This is a genomic window from Halorubrum sp. Hd13 (assembly GCF_002252755.1).
In the GTDB taxonomy this organism is placed as follows: Archaea; Halobacteriota; Halobacteria; order Halobacteriales; family Haloferacaceae; genus Halorubrum.
This window is the reverse complement of sequence record NZ_NHOY01000051.1, coordinates 1-17,366: the sequence shown is the minus strand read 5'-3', so window position 1 is coordinate 17,366 and position 17,366 is coordinate 1. Positions and strand designations below refer to the sequence as shown.

Below are 17,366 nucleotides of genomic sequence, written 5' to 3'. Positions count from 1 at the left end.
ACTTAAGCGTCGTCTTTCGACGCGGCGAAACGCCCTCAGATCGCCCGAGCGGTACCTCTCGTCCGTTCTGAGAGTGTTTCTCTCCACGAGCGCATTCGAAACGACCGCCGCTCGTCTCCGCTGAGACGGTAAGCCGTCGCGAGCGCCCGTCGTTCGCCGCCGACCGCGAGTCGCCGTCGCCGCCGGTCGTCATCACTCGCTCGTCGCCTCGCGGGCGTCGGCGACCCAGTCGGGTTCGGGGATCTCCGCCCCGGGATCGCGGTAGTCGATGTCGATGTCGACGGTCGCTTCTCCCCCGTCGTGTCCGCCGGCCCACGACTGTTCCAGCCGCGGGACGACGCCGGCTTCGTACACGTGCGCCGTCGCGGACGCGGTCTCGACGGTCTCGGGGATGTTCCGGTCGCCGTCGAACCCGTCGGCGGTGAACCGGGCGGTCGTCTCGCCGCGGACTTCGCCCGCCCCGTCGCTCGCCGTGTTCCAGCGGTTCAGTCCCTCGTACTGCGTCTCGCCGGTCTCCGTCTCCCCCTCGACGCGGATCCCCGTCAGCGCCTCCTGTCGCATCGCCTCTTCGAGGTCGCCCTCCGAGCGGTCCACCGACTGGCGGTCGTACTGCGTCTCGCCGTCGGTCTGCCGCCGGAACAGCAGTTCGTCGCCGGCGATGTACAGCTCCGTGACGTCCGGCTCTTCCGTCTCCGTCAGCTCCTGTCTCACGTACTGGCGACCGTTCTCGAGGTCGTAGCCCGATTCGTACACCTGCGACGGGAGCCACGGCGTCGGATCCGCGTCGCCGTCGTGACTCGTCTCGGCCGTCGAGAACAGGGTGAAGCCGCCCGCGTCGACGAACGCGTCGACGTGGGACTCGGCGAGCGCGTCGAGCGCGAGCGCGTCGCCGTCGCGCCAGTTCGCGTCGGTGAACGGGCGGTCGGACCCGTCGTCGGTCGGGTTGCCCGACCCGTCACCGTCGTCGTCGGAACAGCCGGCGCTCCCGACCGCGACTGCGGTCCCGAGGCTCGCGAGGAGGCGTCTGCGGTTCATGGGTCACAAAACGGAGCCGCGGTCAAAAGCGCGCGGATCCCCGGATACGGAACGTACGTTCGCGGACGGCTAGACGCGGGATCGCGACCTACGTCAGCTGCACGTCGTCGATGTCGTGGTGGCGCTTCGCCAGCGTCCGTGCCGTCTCGATGTTGGTCCCGTCGGCGCCGATGGCGACGCCGCGGTCCGGCTCCGGCACCTCGACGTACGCGACGCGGTCGTTCTGCTCGGAGATGGTCACGGCGTTGACCGCCGCGGGCGCGAGCGCGCTCGAGACGAACGCCTCCGGCGTGTCCGCGTCCTCCACCAGCTCGACCGACTTGCCCAGCCGCCGCTCCGCCTCCTCGACGGTCTCGCCCGCCTGTCCGATCGCGGCGGCCATCTCGCCGGCCGGCACGAGGAACACGAGCCGGTCGCCCTCCACGAGGCAGTCCTTCGGCGCGACCCCGGTCAGCTCGTCGAACCGACCGATGTAGCGCCGCGCCTCGTCGGAGAGCTCGACGTACATCAGTCGTCGCCCACGACGCGTGACCCCATCCGGAGGTCGACGTCGCCGGTGCCGAGCGAGATCGGCTTGCCGGCGATGACGTTCTCGATGACGCCGTCGAGCTCGTCGTACTCGCCGTGGATCGCGGCGTCGAGCAGGTGGTTGACCGTCACCTCGAACGCCGCGCGCGCGAGCACGGAGTCCTTCGATCCCGAGATGCCGTGGCGGCCGATCGAGTCGATCTCGCCGTTGGTCGTCATCATGTCCGCCACGAGCATCAGGTGGCGGACGTTCACGTCGTCGAGCCCCTGCTCTTCGAGCGTGTTCTTCGTCTCGTCGATGATCGTCTCGCGGGCCGCCTCGACGCCGAGGTTGCGGTAGATCTCGTGGATGTTGTTACACGTCGTGCGCGAGGCGTCGACGCCCTCGATGTCGAGAGTGTCGCCGAACGCCGATCCCTCGGTGTAGAGGACGAACTCCTCGTCGCCGTCGATCTCCTCTTTCCGGATGACGACGCGCTCGATCTCTTCGATCCCTTTGAACACTATCTCCCGGAGCCGCTCGACGAGCTGGAGCAGCTCGCGGTAGCTCGGCTCTCCGGGGCCGAACTCGATGACGGTGCCCGACTGCCGGGTGTCGACGCCGAGCGAGTCCTCGATCGTCTCGGCGATGATCTCGGCGACCTCCGAGGGATCGGAGTGGGTCGGCCACCGCTCGAGCAGGGTGTCGTCGTTCAGGTCGATCCGCACCAGCATGTCGGCGACGTTCGTCGACACGTCGCCGAGCGCGAGGATGCGCGTCGCCTCGATGGACCAGACGACCTCGTGGGCCTTCTCGCGGTCCGTCGCGTACTCGCCCTCGAGGTGGACGGTCATCATCGGCGTGTCCGGCGTCTTCCGGGCGTCCACCAGCTCGATGAGCCGGGGGAGCCCCTGCGTGACGTCGATCTCCGCGACGCCGGCGTAGTGGAACGTGTTCATCGTCATCTGCGTTCCGGGCTCGCCGATCGACTGCGCGGAGACGGTGCCGACGGGGTCGAGCGGGTCCACGCGCGTCTCGACGTAGCGGTTCTCGACGCCCGTCGCGACCTCGGTGGCCTGCTCGACCGTGATCTCGCCGGTCTCTTCGCCCTTCTTCTCGAGCGCCTCGTACACCTCGTCTTTGAGGCGGCTGGGCAGCTCGGTCGCCTCCACGACCGCCTCCATGTCGTCGGTGACGTGGTCGTACTCAGTCATCCGACTCCACCCCCGAGGCCTTGTTCAGGCCGGGTCCGGCGTGCTCCGACAGGTTCGTCGGCGGCGTGCGCTCGCCGAGGAACCGCTCCTTCTCGTCGTCGGAGTCGAACTCGGAGTCGACGACGCGGTCGACGATGTCGTCCACGTCGATGCCGTCGCCCTCGCCGGAGGACACCTTCACCGGCGAGGTGCCGTCCTCGCCGAACTCGAACTGGACGATCCGGCCCGAGGTGTCTCGGACCGTGCCGTCGTACTGCGCCTCCAGCTCGGAGAGCGCGTTGATGAGGCGGCGCTGCAGGTAGCCGGACTTGGAGGTCCGGACCGCCGTGTCGACCAGCCCCTCGCGGCCCCCCATCGCGTGGAAGAAGAACTCCTCGGGCGTGAGCCCGCCGCGGTAGGAGTTCTCGACGAAGCCGTGCGCCTCCGCGGAGAGGTCGTTCTCCTTGTAGTGAGAGAGCGTCCGGTCCTCGTAGCCGCGGTTGATCCGCTCGCCGCGGACCGCCTGCTGACCGACGGAGCCGGCCATCTGCGTCAGGTTCAGCATCGAGCCACGCGCGCCGGAGCGGGCCATCACGACCGCCGGGTTGTCGTCGCCGAAGTGCTGGTCGGCGATCTCCCCGGCCGAGTCGCGGGCCTTTCCGAGCGTCTGCATGATCTTCATCTCCAGGGTCTCGTCGACGCCGCGGCCCGGCAGCGACTCCAGCTCGCCGGCCTCGTACGTCGCGATCAGCTCTTGGACGCGGTCGTACGCGCTCTCGATCGCGTCGTCGACCTGCTCTTCGGCCTCCGGCGGGATCGACTCGTCGTCGATCCCGATCGAGAAGCCGAAGTGCATGATCGCGCGCATCGCGAGCGACGCGATCTCGTTGATGAACACGCGCGAGCGCGTCTCGCCGTACTCCTTGGTGAGGGTGTCGACGACTTCGCCGCCGAAGGCGCCGACCGCGTCCTCGTCGATCGTCCCCTCGACCAGCTGGCCGTTCTCGATGACGACGTCGTCGCCGGTCGACGACGAGAAGTGCAGCGTGAGGTCGTCGGGCAGCAGCTCGGAGAACAGCGTCCGGCCGGTCCAGTAGTCGCGGCCGTCGTCGTCGACGCCGTCGGCCTCGGGGAGCTCGTCCACTCGCGTCGCCCGGAGCAGGTCGAGCGCCTGCGTCTCGGTGAACTCGGGGTTCGAGTGCGTGAGCAGGTACGTCCCGGAGATGTGGTCCTGGATCGCGCCGATGATGTTCCCGCCGAACCGCGGCGAGAGGATCTGTTCTTGCACGCGCATGAGGACGCGCGCCTCGGCGCGGGCCTCCTCGTTCTGGAGCGCGTGCATGTTCATCTCGTCGCCGTCGAAGTCGGCGTTGTACGGCGGGCAGACGACGGTGTTGAGCCGGAACGTCTTGTACGGCATCACCACGACCTCGTGGGCCATGATGGACATCCGGTGCAGCGAGGGCTGCCGGTTGAAGATCACGATATCGCCGTCGACGAGGTGCCGGTTGACCTCCCAGTCGGCCTCCACCTTCTCGGCGAGCTCCTCGCAGTTCTTCTCGGTCACCTTCAGGCGACGCCCGTCAGGTCGTCGGACGTAGTTCGCGCCGGGGTGCGCCTCCGGGCCGTTCCGGACGTACTGGCGCGCCTCCTCGACGTTGCGCTCGGTGACGTTGAGCGTCTGCGTCATCTCCTTGGCGACGCGGTCCGGCACGCCGACCTCGTTCAGCGAGAGGGTCGGGTCCGGCGAGATGACGGTCCGAGCGGAGAAGTTGACGCGCTTCCCGGACAGCGAGCCGCGGAAGCGGCCCTCCTTCCCCTTCAGCCGCTGGCTGAGCGTCTTGAGGGGGCGGCCGGAGCGGTGTCTCGCCGGCGGGGTCCCGCTGATCTCGTTGTCGACGAACGTGGTGACGTGGTACTGGAGCAGCTCCCAGAGGTCCTCGATGATCAGCTGCGGGGCGCCCGCCTCGCGGTTCTCCATGAACCGCTGGTTGATCCGGATGATGTCGACCAGCTTGTGCGTGAGGTCGTCTTCGGAGCGCTGGCCGTTGTCGAGCGTGATGGACGGGCGCGTGGTCACCGGCGGGACGGGGAGGACCGTTAGGATCATCCACTCCGGCCGGGAGTCCTCCGCGTCGATGCCGAGGACCTCTAAGTCCTCGTTCGGGATGTCCTCGAACCAGTCGCGGATGTCCGAGGGCATCAGCTTGTTCATGTCCTCCTCGGTGAGGTCGACGTCGAGCGCCTTCTCGATGGACCGGCGGTCCTCCTTGCGCGGGCGGAACTCGCCGGCCATGATATCGTTGATCCGGTCTAAGGCGATGTCGGTCTTCTCGGCGAGCTCCTGCGGGGAGGTCCCCGGGTCGTCCTCCTCCTCGTCGGGCTGCATCGCGGCCGCGATCCGCTCGGAGTAGTCGCCCGAGAGCACGTCCTGCACCTCGTAGTAGGTGGTCGGCTTCTCGTGTTTGATGTCCGCCTGCGGCTCGCCGCAGAACGGGCACGTCGACGCCTTCCGGGCCTGCCGGACGGCGGCCTTCAGCACGTCGTGCTCGTCGTCGCCGAGCTCCTTCGCCCGCTCGTAGCGGTCGCGGAACTCGTCGCGCTGCGCCTCGTCCAGGGCGAGTCGGCCGCACTCGCGGCACGTCGAGCGGAGCAGGCGCCGGATGAGCTTCGTGAAGCCCACGTGGATGACGGGCGCGGCCAGCTCGATGTGGCCGAAGTGACCGTTACAGGAGCCGGAGTGGGAGCCGCAGGTCCGGCACTCCAGGCCGGGGTCGATGACGCCGAGCCGCGGGTCCATCAGCCCCATGTCGATCGGGTAGCCGTCGTCGTCGTACGTGTCGGCCGTGATCACCTTCGTCGCCGACATGTCCCGGTACGTTTCCGGGTCCATGAGGCCGAAGTCGATGCCGCCGAGCACTTTCGGTGTTTGCATTGACATTTAAATAGCGTCCTCCAGTTCGAGCTTCGGTCGGATTCCCAGGGCGATCATCTCGTCGAGCAGGAGCTTGAACGCGTAGCTCACTTCGAGCTCGTGGATGTCGTCCTCGTCGCCCGTGACCGGGTCGTACACCCGGCGCTGTTCGCGGTCCTCGACGGCGACGAGCCCCGTCTCCGCGGAGACGTGGACCGTCTCGGCGTCGGACGACTCTAACAGCCGCTCGTTGAGCACCATCGACGCGCCGTGGCCGATGATCGTGTCGCGCTCCATCTCACCGACGCGCAGGCCGCCCTCGCGGGCGCGCCCCTCGGTCGGCTGGCGCGTGAGCACCTGGACCGGCCCGCGCGAGCGAGCGTGGAGCTTGTTCGACACCATGTGGTACAGCTTGTGGTAGAAGATCGTCCCGACGAAGATCTCCGCGTCGATCTTCTCGCCGGTGACGCCGGAGTACATGACCTCCTTGCCGGAGGACTTGAATCCGTGTTCCTCGAGCCCCTCGCGGAGCTCCTCCTCGTCTTCGCCCTGGAACGGCGTGCCGTCGACCCGCGAGCCGCGGAGCGAACCGACCTTGCCGCCGAGCATCTCCAGCACGTGGCCGACCGTCATCCGGGACGGCAGGGCGTGCGGGTTCATCACGAGGTCGGGGACGACCCCCTCCTCGGTGAACGGCATGTCCTCCTGCGGAGCGAGGTGGCCGACGACGCCCTTCTGGCCGTGGCGGGACGCGAACTTGTCGCCCAGCTCGGGGACGCGCTGGTCGCGAACCTTCACCTTCGAGAGCTTGGAGCCGTCCTCGCCCTCCATCAGCGTCACGGTGTCGACGACGCCCGACTCGCCCGAGCGCATCGTGACCGAGGTCTCCCGGCGCTTCTGCGGGGAGAGCCCGCCCATGTCGTCGGGCTCCTCCAGGAAGCGCGGCGGGCTGGTCTTGCCCAGGAGTACCGAGGACTCGTCCACCTTCGTCTCGGGGTTGACCAGGCCGTCCTCGTCGAGGTGGGTGTACGCCTCCTCGCCGCGCGCGCCGCGGACGTCCTGGTCGGGGATCTCGAAGCGGTCCTCTTGACCGCCGGGGTACCGGCGCTCCTCGCCCTCGTAGGTCCGGAAGAAGTGCGAGCGGGTGAGCGCGCGGTCGACGGAGCCCTGGTTCATCACCAGCGCGTCCTCGATGTTGAACCCCTCGTAGGACATCACGGCGACGACGAAGTTCTGCGCCGCCGGCCGCTTGTCGAAGCTGATCTGGTCGGACGTCTGCGTCTTCACCATCGCCAGCTGCGGGTAGTGCAGCAGGTGCTGACGCGTGTCAGGCCGGATCCGGTAGTTGGCGGAGGGAAGCCCGAGCGACTGCTTCATCATCCCCGCGCCCATCGTGATGCGCGGGCTCGCGTTGTGCTCGGGGTACGGGATCATCCCCGCGCCGATACCGAACACGAGCTGCGGGTCGATCTCGAGGTGCGTGTGGTCCTCGGTCACGTCCTCCTCGTCGACGGCGACGAGGATGTCCTCCTCCTCCTCGGCGTCGATGAACTCGACGTAGCCGCGGTCGATGAGGTCCTCGAACTCGATGTCGCCGCGCTCGAGCGCCTCGATCTCCTCGTCGCCGAGCAGCGGCTCGCCGTTCTCGACGACGATCAGCGGCCGGCGGGCCCGCCCCGCGTCCGCGTTGACGATCACTTCTTGGGTCCGGTCCCTGACCGAGACGTTCACCATGTCGGAGACATCGCCACGGCGGCGCGCCTCGCGGATCTGTTCGGCGAGGGCCTCGGGGTCCGGATGGGTCCCGACGAGGCTCCCGTTGACGTACACCTTCGCTTCGCGTTCTGCCTGAGCCATATTAGTCGTCCGCCGTCTGTCGTTCGACGCCCTCGATGCCGGGGATCCCCTCGACACCCATCGACGCCAGTTCTCGTTTCAGCCCCTGTTCGTCCTCGACCGTCTGCGACAGCTCCATCGACTGCGCGAAGTTCTTCACGAGCCCGCAGTTCGGCCCCTCCGGCGTCTCGGAGGGACAGATGCGACCCCACTGGGTCGCGTGGAGGTCCCGCGCCTCGAAGTGCGGCTGCGACCGCGACAGCGGCGAGCGCAGGCGCCGCAGGTGCGAGAGCACGCCCATGTAGTCCGTCCGGTCGACGAGCTGGGAGACGCCCGAGCGACCGCCCACCCAGTTCCCGGTCGCGATCGGGTGTTCGAGCCGCTCGGTCAGCACGTCCGAGCGAACGACCGTGTTGACCGTGAGCTGCCGGTTCCGCATGTTCGCGCGCTCCAGCTGGTACTTCACGTCGCGCGCCAGCTTGTTCAGGGCGGTCCGGAACAGGTCGCGCATCAGGTCGCCGGAGACCTTCAGGCGCTTGTTGGCGTAGTGGTCCTTGTCGTCGGACTCGCGGCGGTTCAAGGCGAGCTCGAAACACGCCTCGGCCATCCGGCAGAGGTAGTACGCCTTGTTGATCCGGACGTCCTCCTCCTCGACGCCCTCCTCGTGGAGGTGCGGCAGGAGGTAGCGGTCGATGACGTAGTTCGCCCGCTTGAGCTGGTAGTTCTTCCCCTGGCCGGAGGCGACGCGCTCGCCGAGGGTCTCGATGGCCTCCTCGGTCGTCTGCACCTCCGCCTCCTCCAAGTTCTCCAGCATGAACTTCACGATCTCGGGGTCGTCCGAGACGCGGTGGACGATCTCCTCGTCCGACTCCAGTCCGAGCGCGCGGACGAGGGTCACGAAGTCGATCGAGCCCGAGACGGACGGGAACGACACTTCGAGCAGCCCCTCGCGGTTGCGCTCGCACAGCACCAGCGCGCGGTAGCCGCGGCGCTGGGAGAACGTCTTCGCGACCTGGATCTCGTCGCCGTACTTCGAGTCGTACTCCGCGAGGATCTTGTTCGGCGCGAGGTCCTCCGAGGTCATCAGCACGCGCTCGGAGCCGTTGACGATGAAGTAACCGCCGGGGTCGACGGGGTCCTCGCCGATGTCGATGAGCTCCTCGTCCGAGAAGCCGGCCATGTTACACTTGTCCGAGCCGACCATGATCGGCATCCGGCCGACCTTCGTCTCGGTGGTGTCGACGACCTGTTCGGGCTCGTCTTCGCCGCCGCGAACGATGGACATCTCCATGAAGACGGGCGCCGAGTAGGTGATGTTCCGCAGGCGGGCCTCCTGCGGGTACAGCAGCTCCTCCGAGCCGTCGGCCTCGCGAACGCGCGGGGTGACCATCCGCACGTCGCCGAGTTCGACGTAGACGGGCTCTTGGCCCTCCTTGTCACCGATGTCGGTCTCGATCGTCTCCTTCTCGTCGACGACTTCCTGCATGCCGCGGTCGAGGAAGTTGTTGAACGATCGGAAGTGGTGTTCGGCCAGCCGTTCGTCGGAGAAGTACTCGCGTGAAACCACGCGTCGGTCTTGCCTGTTCATGAGACGACTAATCGGTACACGACCGCTTCCTCCGTCGTGCGGGAGTTTCGAACGATCTTCACCACGTCGCCGACCTCGGCCTCGTCGGGGATCGCGGGATCCGTGCGTTTGATCTTCGGTAGGTTCGTCCGTTTCACGTCGTACTCCGCCAGGACTTCGTCGACCTCGTCGTCGTCGAGGAGGACGTGGTCCGGGACGAGTTCGTGTTGGCTTACGTCTACCATGGGTGGTGGTTATTGAAAGAAGCTATCACGAGATACTACAGATCGCTATATGCGCCAGCGACATAAGACTTGCCAACCGGCTCCGCCGCGCGCGGCTCACGACGACGGGGGCGTGCGATACTCACACTCATGCGGGTATTATACAAAAGGCTACCGCCGCGAGCGGCGACGCGGCCGGCCGTCTCGCCCTGTCACCCGTCCCCATCGTCGCCGGCGATGACAAGCCTTATTTGCCAGACAGGGGTACGAATGACTGCGACAAGCCCGGATGGTGTAGTGGCCCATCATACGACCCTGTCACGGTCGTGACGCGGGTTCAAATCCCGCTCCGGGCGTCCCCCGTTTCGGGGCTTTGTCGCTGTTTGCCCGGATGGTGTAGTGGCCCATCATACGACCCTGTCACGGTCGTGACGCGGGTTCAAATCCCGCTCCGGGCGTATTCTGTCGCCGCCAATCGACGAGCGCAGCGAGTCGATACCGGCGGCGACGAATCGTTTCGCAGGGAGTTGAATCTGAGGACGAGCGAACGGAGTGAACGAAGTCCTCCGGGTTCAACTCCCGCTCCGGGCGTTTTCTCCGAACAATACGGCGAGCGTAGCGAGCCGTTCGTCGAAATCGATCGCTGCGGGTGTGAATCAGAGAGTGACGCGAGCGAAACGAGCGGAACGATTGTGGTTCAAACCCCGCTCCGGGCGTTTCTGTCGACGCTAACCGACGAGCGAAGCCGCCTGATCGGCGCGTCCGTCGGGTCCCGGATCGCCGGTCGGTGCCGCCTATAGGTCGAGCAACTCCCGCAGGTCCGCCACTAACGACTCCGTCTTCGCGTCCGGCTCCTCGTCGTCGGTGACCGGCGTTCGACCGTCGTACGTCTCGTGAACCATCGAGACCCCTTCGGCGAGGGTGTCGAGCCCGTAGCCGCCCTCCAGCACGTAGGCCTCGACCGCGTCGGCGTTGTCGGCGACCGACCGGACTCGGTCGGTCATCATCGCGTACCCCTCCGAGGAGACGCGCATCCGCGAGATCGGGTCGTGGCGGTGCGCGTCGAACCCCGCGGAGACGATCAGCAGATCGGGGTCGAACCGGTCGATCGCCGGCCCGATCGCCTCGTCGATGGCGTAGCGGTAGTCGGCGTCGCCGGCGCCGGCCGCGAGCGGGAGGTTCACCGTGGTCCCTTCCCCGTCGTCGCGGCCGGTCTCCTCGAGGTCGCCGGTGTCCGGGTAGAGCCCGTCTTCGTGGATCGACGAGTAGAGCACGTCGCCACGGTCGTAGAACACGTCCTGGGTGCCGTTCCCGTGATGGACGTCCCAGTCGAAGATCGCGACCCGGTCTGCGGCGCCCTCGTCGAGGACCGTCTGGGCCGCGACGGCGGCGTTGTTGAAGAAGCAGAACCCCATCGCGTCGTCGGGGACCGCGTGGTGGCCCGGGGGGCGGCCGAGTGCGAACGGGGTGTCCCGGCCGTCGGCCCCGTCGAGCGCCGATCGGGCGGCCCACTGCGCGAGGCCGGCCGCGGTGAGCGCGGCGTCCCACGTCCCCTCGCTCGCGACAGTGTCCGGGTCCCAGCTTCCGCCCCCGTCGTCGACGAACGCCTCGAACTCGTCTACATACTCCGCGTCGTGGACGGCGACGACCTCCTCGCGGGTCGCCGGGTCCGCCTCGGCGTACTCGACGCCGTGCCGCTTGGCGAGGCCGCGGCGGATCGCGCGCAGTCGGTCCGGATTCTCCGGATGCCGCTCCCCCGTGTCGTGCGCGAGACACCGCTCGCTGTAGCCAAACCGCATCTACTCGAACAGCGCGAAGTACGTTTCGATGTCCTCGGCCTGTACGGTCCGTCGGTCGGCGTGTCGCGCGAGCGTCGCGGCGGCGCTCGCGACGTTGTCCGCGTAGTCCTCCAAGATGTCGGCCAACGCGATCCGCGCGTCGACGCCGACCCGGTATCGGTCGTCGATCCGGAGCCGCGCGATCCGGTCGATGGGGGCGACGGGCAGGGTGAGATCCTCTCGGGCGATCACCTGTTCGACGCCGAAATCCGACGCCATCAGCGTCTTCCGTCCGTCCTCGGTTGCCCGCTCGGCCGCGTCGATCGCCAGCTCCGCACCGTGCGATTGGATGCGGCGCGCCAGCTCCTCGGCGGCGTCGGCGCTGACGCGGAGCTCCCCGGCGTTCCGCCGGATGATCCCGTCGACCGGCGCGAACGGCAACTCGACACTCATACACACAGTCGCGTCCGTGTACCGTATAACGCTTTCCGTTACCGGCGTCTCCGCGCCCGAGCGCTGGCGTCGCGGCTACTCGTCGCGTCGCTGTTCGGCGCCCTCGAAACCGGAGTCAGTCGGGACGGAGCGGCCCGCGACGGTCAGAACACGTCGTCCGCGTGGATCGTCCCGTCGCGCTCCGCGCCCCGTACGGTGATCTCCTCGCCGAGCCGGAGGCTCGCGTCGGTCTCGACGCTCTTCGTCCGCTGGCCGTCGTCCAACACGACGGGGTCGCCGGTCTGCACGACGGTCCCCGTGAACTCGACCTCCTCCGTGGTCGCAGTCGCGGTCGCCGTGCCGCCGGATCCGGCGCTCTCCTCCCCGCCGGCCCCGCCGGAGACGGCCTCGGTCGCCGCCTTCTGTCCGTCCTCAGCGAAGGCGCCGAGTCCGGTGTCGCTCGCGGCGCGGTCGCTGTTTCCGGAACCGTCGCCGGACCCGGACGCGTCGGTCTCCGCGTTGCCCGCCGCCTCCGCCCCCTCGTCGAGAACGGTGACCGTCGAGCGCCAGTTCGCGGACGCCTCCAAGTCGTCCTGCCAGCCGTCTTGGATCTCCACATCGGTGAAGACGACGCGGTCCGCCAGGTCGATCTCGCGGTCGGCCTTGTCGCCCCACAGCGCGACGCGGATCTCGCCGGTCTCGTCTTTGATCCGGACGTTCCGCACCTGCCCCTCGCTGCCGTCGTCGCGGTCGAACGTGCGCTTCGGGTCCGTCTCGATGACGCCCCCGCCGACGTCGACCGTCTCGCCGATCTCCAGGTCGGCGATGTCGGTCGTCTCGGGGACGTACTCGACGTCCTCGTCGACGCGCTCGACGGTTCCGCGGTCGCCGACGTGGAGCTCCAAGTCACCGTCGCGCTCGCGGACGTAGCCGTCGCCGACCTCGACGACCTCGCCGGCCTCGAACTCGTCCGCGAGGTCGGCCTTGTCGTCCCACAGCGTGACGCGCACGCGGCCCGTCTCGTCGCCGACGGTGAGGTTGGCCACGCGCCCCTCGCTGCCGTCGTCGCGGTCGAACGTCCGGACCGAGTCGGTGTCGAGCACCTGTCCGACGAGGTCGACGTCGGAGGCGCCGAGCGAGAGGTCCTCGACGCGGTAGGTGTCGAGCACCTGCACGTCGACCTCGGCGTCCTCGTCCGGCTCGACCTTGTCGGCGCTCACCTCGAGGCCGCTGTACCCCTCCTTCGGGCGGCCCATGACGCGGAGCACCTGACCGACCTCCAGCTGCTCGACGGCCGCCGCGGCCATCTCGTCCCAGAGGGCGACCCGCACGGAGCCGGAGGCGTCCGCGACGTCGACGTTGCAGACGCGCCCCTCCTCGGCGTCCTCCTCGTCGCGCTCGAAGGTCCGGACCTCGCCGATGGAGGTCACCTTCCCGAGGAACTTCACGTCGTTCATCCCCGGCTCGATGTCGGCGATCGTGTCGGCCTCCTCGTCGCGGAGCTCGTGGGCGATCAGCATCGCGGCCGTCTCCTCGTCGGCGAGCCCGCCCATCTGCTCGACCTTGTCCTCGACGGCCGCCTCGAACTCCTCGAACTCGACGTCGGTGTCGAGGTCCTCGTAGACGTCCTCTATCACTCCCATACGCGTACCTCCTCGGTTGTCGAGTCCGCGGATAAGCGTTGTCCTTGCCGGGGTCTCACGGCCGAACCCACGCCCGCTTCTGGTCCGCGCCGGGGCGTCGTCGCCCGTCGGGTCCGCGGCGTCGCCGTCGCGGATCGGAGTTCCGTCATATGGGCTCATCGGTCCCCTCGATACAAAAGGTGTGCAATCCGTCCACGGCCGTCTCTCCCGACCGCGCCGCATGCGACCCTCCGCCACGCGGCCTACGGACCGTAACCGTCTTAAGTTCTACCGCGGTACGTTTGATTGAGTCCTGGTAGGGTAGTGGACTATCCTCTTGGCTTGCGGAGCCAGGGACCGGAGTTCAAATCTCCGTCAGGACGCTCACTTTGCGGCTGCCTCACTTCGTTCGGCAGCCGCGGCGTTCGGTCCTGACGTGCCTCACGCTCGCTTCGCTCGCGTGAGACTCCGTCAGAACGTTTTCGGACACACCAAACGGCGAGCACCGCGAGCCGTGCGTGTGTCCGAAAACGCCGCGGAGATTTGAGCAGGAAAGTCGCAGCGGCCGAGCGAAGCGAGACCTTCGGTCTCGCAGGCAGCCGGCGCGAAGCGCCGGCGACGAAGCGAGGCCGACGGTCTTTCCGAGTTCAAATCTCCGTCAGGACGCTCACTTTGCGGCTGCCTCACTTCGTTCGGCAGCCGCGGCGTTCGGTCCTGACGTGCCTCACGCTCGCCCGTTCGGGGCTCCGCCGCTCGGTCGCCGAGCCCCAACGTTGAAGAAACCGGACGAGGTGCAACGCGACATGGAGCGCACGCGGCGAGCGATTCTCGGGACGCTCGGAACGAGTGTGCTCGGGGCACTCGGCGGCTGTTCTCTCAGAGAGAGGTTCGGAGACCCACAGACGGTGACCATCGAGGTCGGCGGCGACTTCGACGCCGAACGAACGATCGAACTCGAAGTGCTCCCGGCCGCGGTGGAGTCGGGACTCTCGGAGAACGTAGTGTTCCAGCAGACCATCTCCGTCGGCCCGTCCGGTCCGGAGGAGGCCCTGTCGGTGATCGAGGACGCCTTCGAGTCCGCACGGGCGCTGATTCGCGTGCACGTCTCGGGACTCGGCCTCATCGGTGAGTACACGTTCGTCCCGGACTGTCCGCCGGGCGCCACCTACGGCGAGGTGCTCTACGTCACTCTGCAGTCGGTCTTCGACGTGACCTTCCGACAGAACCGGTGTCAGTGAGGCGGGAGCCGCGCTCGCGACGACGCCGACCGTGGCCCGCGTCGCCGATCAGTCGTGCGGGTGGAACCGGTTCATCGCCTTCCTGACGGCGTCCGTGTCGCCGATAAAGGTGACGTGGTCGCCGTACTCCAGCACGCTGTCCGCCGACGGCACGTGGTTCTCGCCGTTGCGGCTGACGACGGCGACGAACGTCCCGTCGGGGATCTGCGCGTTGAGGTCGCGGATGCTCTTGCCGGTGAGATCCTCCGAGGTCACCTCGACCTCCTGCACGTCGTGGCTGTCTCCGAGCTCGCTCATCCAGTGGGTGATCGCCGGCCGCTCGATCTCGTCGTCGATGGCCACCGCGGTCGCCGTCGGCGAGTCGATCGCCTTCACGCCGATACTGTCGAAGGCGTCGACGTTGTCCGGCTCGTTCACCCGCGAGTACACCGATTCCACGTCGAACTTCGTGATCGCCAGCTGGCACGCGAGGAGGTTGATGTCGTCGTCACCGGTCACCGTGATCACCCGCTTGGCGTCCTCGATCCCGGCGCCGCGCAGCGTCTCCGTGTCGCTGCCGTCGCCCTCGTACACGGTGAACCCGTCCGAGCGCGCTCCTTCGGCCTCTTCGTCGTCTATCTCGACGATGACGACGTACTCTCCCCGCCGCTCCAGCCGTGTGGCGAGCGCCCGGCCGACCCGACCGCCGCCGATGATTATCGTGCGCATTGGTGACACTCCGAGGAAGTCGCCGATCTGCCGCGCGAGCCCGGCCTCGATCGCGACTGTCGCGAAGATGACGGCGAACACCGTCCCGACCAGCAGCTGGCCCTGCGCCACGTTCCCCGCGAGCTCCAGCTCGATGGCGAACAGGGTGGCCACGCTCGCCGGGATGATCCCGCGCGGACCGACACCGGCGATGAACAGCCGCTCCGGCCACGTGAACCGCTCGACGCCGGCGGTGGCGATGATCGCCCCGAGCGGTCGGAGCACGAGCATGATCACGAGCACGAGCCCGACGGCTCCGACGCCGAGCGCCGCGATCGCTTGGACGTCGATCAGCGCGGCCAGCGAGATGAACACGAACGAGAGGACGACGAGCGTCGTGTTCTCCGCGAACCGCTCTATCTCCTCTCTGTGAGCGATGTCGAGGTTGCCGAGGAGGATCCCGCTCGTCGCCGCCGCCGCGATCCCCGCCTCGGCGGCGACGGCCTCGGCGGCCGCGAACGCCCCGACCGCCGCCGCCAACACGAGGAACTGCGACGCCTGCACGTCGCGGTCGGGGACGAACTCGCTGTCCAGCAGCAAGTAGATGATCGCCGTCGCGAGCACTCCGGCGGCCACGCCGACGCCGAGCCGCTCGACGAACGAGAAGAGGGTCGCCGGAACGCCGAGGTCGTCGAGCAGCAGCGTCTCGAAGATCACCACGGCGACGATCGCGGCCGTCACGTCGTTGACGATCCCCTCGGTCTCTAACGCCGTCGCGACGTGGTCCCTGACGCGGACGACGTTGAGTATCGGCGTGATCACGGTCGGCCCCGTCGCCACGAGCAGCGCCCCGATGAGCAGCGCGATCTCCCAGTCGGCGCCTTCGAAGAACCGAACCGCGGCCGCCGTTCCGAGGAACATCACGAGCGCGCTGACCGTCACGAGCCGGAGCGACACCGTGGACGCGCCGCGGATACGCTCGATCCGCAGGGCGAACGCGCCCTCGAAGACGATGATCGCGACGCTGATCCCGACGATGATCTCCAACCCGTTCCCGAACGTCTCGAGGGTCACGAGCCCCAACACCTCCGGCCCCAGCACCACCCCGATGAGGAGGTAGAAAATGACGCTCGGCACCTTCAGTCGGTGGGCGACCAGTTGGACGACGAGCCCCGACACAAGAATCGCCGCGATGACCGGCAACAGGCTGGACACGTCTACCACGTGTACGGTCGCCGGCATCCTTAGTGTATTGGTGATCCGAGGCGGAATCGTCCGCCGATGTCATCCCGTTTATTATACTCAATAGTCATATTTCACCGGCGTCGAATCACGCCATTGATCCCCACACTCGGGCAACTATTAATTCGGTTCCCCCTCTGCGTGAGTACACGTCCGAGCGGATCTCCCGCCGGGCGCCCCCACCATGACCGTCCGCGACCCCATTCCGACGTTCGCCCCCCTTCGGAGCGTCGGGAAGCGGGTCCGCGGGTCGGTCGTCGCTCGTCTCGACGCCGTCGCCGCGTGACCCCGACGCGGGGACGGTCGGCCCCCGCCCGTCGAGGCGCGTGCCGTCTTCTTTCCCCGTCCCCCGACGCTCTGGTCGTTTCGACCGTTAGACCCGGTAGCTCAAGCGGCAGAGCCTCGGGGTGAGGAATCGACTCCCTCCCGGGTCCGTATGGCAGCCCCACCCTGCCACCGCGCGACCGACGTCGCGCTCCGGGTGGCGGTCCCCCGCGACGCCGCGGGCGACCTCCACGCCGGCGTCCGATCGAAGCTCGAGGGTCGCGACGGCGTCGACGTCGAACGCGTCGACGTGGTCGACCTCCGCCCCCGCCTCAACGACCTCACGGTCGACGTCGACGCCTCGGTCCGGCTCGCGCCGGACGTCGGGGTCGCCGACCTCACCGACGTCGTCGGGGTCTCGGAGGCCCGCTCGCGAGAGCGAGCGGCGACCGACCGCGACCGATGACCGGCCCGCGGGCGACGACCTCCCGCGGGCGACGACCTCCCGCGGGCGACGACCGCTCCCGGACGCCGACCGGACCGCGACGCACTCGACACGGTCCCCGACCGACGCACAGCACCAGACCGCGGCGCGAGGCCCTCGCGCCACCCGCCCCCATCCAATCATGAGACGAGACCGATCCCGCTCCAGACGCACCGTACACCCCGACCCGTACGCGGGTCCCGACCCGTCAGCCCCCCTGCCCTCGCCGCGCGTGATGGCCGCCTTCGCGGCGCTGCCCGTCGCGGTCGTCGCGGTCGCCTCCTTCCCGGTCGCGACCGCGGTCGCGTCGGCCCTCTTCGTCGGCGTCGTCGCCGGCGCGGT

Annotated in this window: 13 protein-coding genes and 3 tRNA genes; 5 read left to right on the top strand and 11 right to left on the bottom strand. The window is 68.2% G+C overall.

What is annotated here, in order from left to right; translation table 11 throughout:
• Positions 1-192: 192 nt before the first annotated feature.
• The 7 genes from DJ81_RS06935 to DJ81_RS06905 form a co-directional block, all read right to left on the bottom strand.
• Positions 193-1,035, bottom strand: coding sequence for a hypothetical protein (locus tag DJ81_RS06935; RefSeq protein WP_094589094.1), 843 nt, complete (start codon positions 1,033-1,035; stop codon positions 193-195).
• An 88-nt stretch (positions 1,036-1,123) separates the two neighbouring features.
• On the bottom strand, positions 1,124-1,543 hold the full coding sequence (locus DJ81_RS06930; RefSeq protein ID WP_094522288.1) for a NusA-like transcription termination signal-binding factor: 420 nt from the start codon (positions 1,541-1,543) through the stop codon (positions 1,124-1,126).
• Positions 1,543-2,757, bottom strand: a complete 1,215-nt coding sequence (gene rpoA2 / locus DJ81_RS06925; protein WP_094522287.1) for a DNA-directed RNA polymerase subunit A'' — start codon at positions 2,755-2,757, stop codon at positions 1,543-1,545. The genes DJ81_RS06930 and rpoA2 overlap by 1 nt, the downstream gene beginning before the upstream one ends.
• Positions 2,750-5,671: a DNA-directed RNA polymerase subunit A' gene (locus DJ81_RS06920; RefSeq protein ID WP_094522286.1), complete on the bottom strand. Its 2,922-nt coding sequence runs from the start codon at positions 5,669-5,671 to the stop codon at positions 2,750-2,752. The genes rpoA2 and DJ81_RS06920 overlap by 8 nt, the downstream gene beginning before the upstream one ends.
• 6 nt (positions 5,672-5,677) lie before the next feature.
• The gene (gene rpoB / locus DJ81_RS06915; RefSeq protein ID WP_094522285.1) at positions 5,678-7,507 is read right to left on the bottom strand and encodes a DNA-directed RNA polymerase subunit B; all 1,830 of its coding nucleotides are present in this window, start codon (positions 7,505-7,507) and stop codon (positions 5,678-5,680) included.
• Between the two features lies 1 nt (position 7,508).
• Positions 7,509-9,074, bottom strand: a complete 1,566-nt coding sequence (locus DJ81_RS06910) for a DNA-directed RNA polymerase subunit B'' (RefSeq protein ID WP_094522284.1) — start codon at positions 9,072-9,074, stop codon at positions 7,509-7,511.
• Complete coding sequence (locus tag DJ81_RS06905; RefSeq protein ID WP_094522283.1) at positions 9,071-9,298, bottom strand: DNA-directed RNA polymerase subunit H; 228 nt, start codon at positions 9,296-9,298, stop codon at positions 9,071-9,073. Before DJ81_RS06905 ends, DJ81_RS06910 begins: the two co-directional genes overlap by 4 nt.
• A gap of 262 nt (positions 9,299-9,560) precedes the next feature.
• On the opposite strand from DJ81_RS06905, the gene DJ81_RS06900 reads away from it, so the two are divergent.
• Both DJ81_RS06900 and DJ81_RS06895 read left to right on the top strand, forming a co-directional pair.
• Positions 9,561-9,633 (top strand) — tRNA-Asp (locus DJ81_RS06900).
• 29 nt (positions 9,634-9,662) lie between these two features.
• Positions 9,663-9,735, top strand: a tRNA-Asp gene (locus DJ81_RS06895).
• Between the two features lie 336 nt (positions 9,736-10,071).
• Here DJ81_RS06895 and DJ81_RS06890 read toward each other — a convergent pair.
• The 3 genes from DJ81_RS06890 to DJ81_RS06880 all read right to left on the bottom strand — a co-directional run bounded on the left by DJ81_RS06890 (position 10,072) and on the right by DJ81_RS06880 (position 13,130).
• A complete protein-coding gene (locus DJ81_RS06890) occupies positions 10,072-11,076 on the bottom strand; it encodes a histone deacetylase (protein ID WP_094589092.1) in 1,005 nt (334 codons plus the stop codon).
• Complete coding sequence (locus DJ81_RS06885) at positions 11,077-11,508, bottom strand: histone (RefSeq protein WP_094522281.1); 432 nt, start codon at positions 11,506-11,508, stop codon at positions 11,077-11,079.
• Between the two features lie 143 nt (positions 11,509-11,651).
• A complete protein-coding gene (locus tag DJ81_RS06880; protein ID WP_094557036.1) occupies positions 11,652-13,130 on the bottom strand; it encodes a single-stranded DNA binding protein in 1,479 nt (492 codons plus the stop codon).
• A 289-nt stretch (positions 13,131-13,419) separates the two neighbouring features.
• Here DJ81_RS06880 and DJ81_RS06875 point away from each other — a divergent pair.
• Positions 13,420-13,492 (top strand) — tRNA-Arg (locus DJ81_RS06875).
• A gap of 420 nt (positions 13,493-13,912) precedes the next feature.
• Positions 13,913-14,347 (top strand): hypothetical protein, encoded by a 435-nt coding sequence (locus DJ81_RS06870; RefSeq protein WP_094557037.1) that lies wholly within the window; start codon positions 13,913-13,915, stop codon positions 14,345-14,347.
• Between the two features lie 48 nt (positions 14,348-14,395).
• On the opposite strand, the gene DJ81_RS06865 is transcribed toward DJ81_RS06870, so the two are convergent.
• Positions 14,396-16,276 (bottom strand): cation:proton antiporter, encoded by a 1,881-nt coding sequence (locus DJ81_RS06865; protein ID WP_170938264.1) that lies wholly within the window; start codon positions 16,274-16,276, stop codon positions 14,396-14,398.
• 436 nt (positions 16,277-16,712) lie between these two features.
• Between DJ81_RS06865 and DJ81_RS06860 the strand changes: the two genes are divergently transcribed.
• Positions 16,713-17,006, top strand: a complete 294-nt coding sequence (locus tag DJ81_RS06860) for a hypothetical protein (protein ID WP_094522278.1) — start codon at positions 16,713-16,715, stop codon at positions 17,004-17,006.
• Positions 17,007-17,366: the final 360 nt, after the last annotated feature.

What these genes read in the sequence shown, in the direction of transcription:
- DJ81_RS06890 (WP_094589092.1), bottom strand. Translation starts at nt 11,076, where the DNA reads ATGCGGTTTGGCTACAGCGAGCGGTGTCTCGCGCACGACACGGGGGAG.
- rpoA2 (WP_094522287.1), bottom strand. Translation starts at nt 2,757, where the DNA reads ATGACTGAGTACGACCACGTCACCGACGACATGGAGGCGGTCGTGGAG.
- DJ81_RS06865 (WP_170938264.1), bottom strand. Translation starts at nt 16,276, where the DNA reads ATGCCGGCGACCGTACACGTGGTAGACGTGTCCAGCCTGTTGCCGGTC.
- DJ81_RS06935 (WP_094589094.1), bottom strand. Translation starts at nt 1,035, where the DNA reads ATGAACCGCAGACGCCTCCTCGCGAGCCTCGGGACCGCAGTCGCGGTC.
- DJ81_RS06885 (WP_094522281.1), bottom strand. Translation starts at nt 11,508, where the DNA reads ATGAGTGTCGAGTTGCCGTTCGCGCCGGTCGACGGGATCATCCGGCGG.
- DJ81_RS06930 (WP_094522288.1), bottom strand. Translation starts at nt 1,543, where the DNA reads ATGTACGTCGAGCTCTCCGACGAGGCGCGGCGCTACATCGGTCGGTTC.
- DJ81_RS06870 (WP_094557037.1), top strand. Translation starts at nt 13,913, where the DNA reads ATGGAGCGCACGCGGCGAGCGATTCTCGGGACGCTCGGAACGAGTGTG.
- DJ81_RS06880 (WP_094557036.1), bottom strand. Translation starts at nt 13,130, where the DNA reads ATGGGAGTGATAGAGGACGTCTACGAGGACCTCGACACCGACGTCGAG.
- rpoB (WP_094522285.1), bottom strand. Translation starts at nt 7,507, where the DNA reads ATGGCTCAGGCAGAACGCGAAGCGAAGGTGTACGTCAACGGGAGCCTC.
- DJ81_RS06905 (WP_094522283.1), bottom strand. Translation starts at nt 9,298, where the DNA reads ATGGTAGACGTAAGCCAACACGAACTCGTCCCGGACCACGTCCTCCTC.
- DJ81_RS06920 (WP_094522286.1), bottom strand. Translation starts at nt 5,671, where the DNA reads ATGCAAACACCGAAAGTGCTCGGCGGCATCGACTTCGGCCTCATGGAC.
- DJ81_RS06910 (WP_094522284.1), bottom strand. Translation starts at nt 9,074, where the DNA reads ATGAACAGGCAAGACCGACGCGTGGTTTCACGCGAGTACTTCTCCGAC.
- DJ81_RS06860 (WP_094522278.1), top strand. Translation starts at nt 16,713, where the DNA reads ATGGCAGCCCCACCCTGCCACCGCGCGACCGACGTCGCGCTCCGGGTG.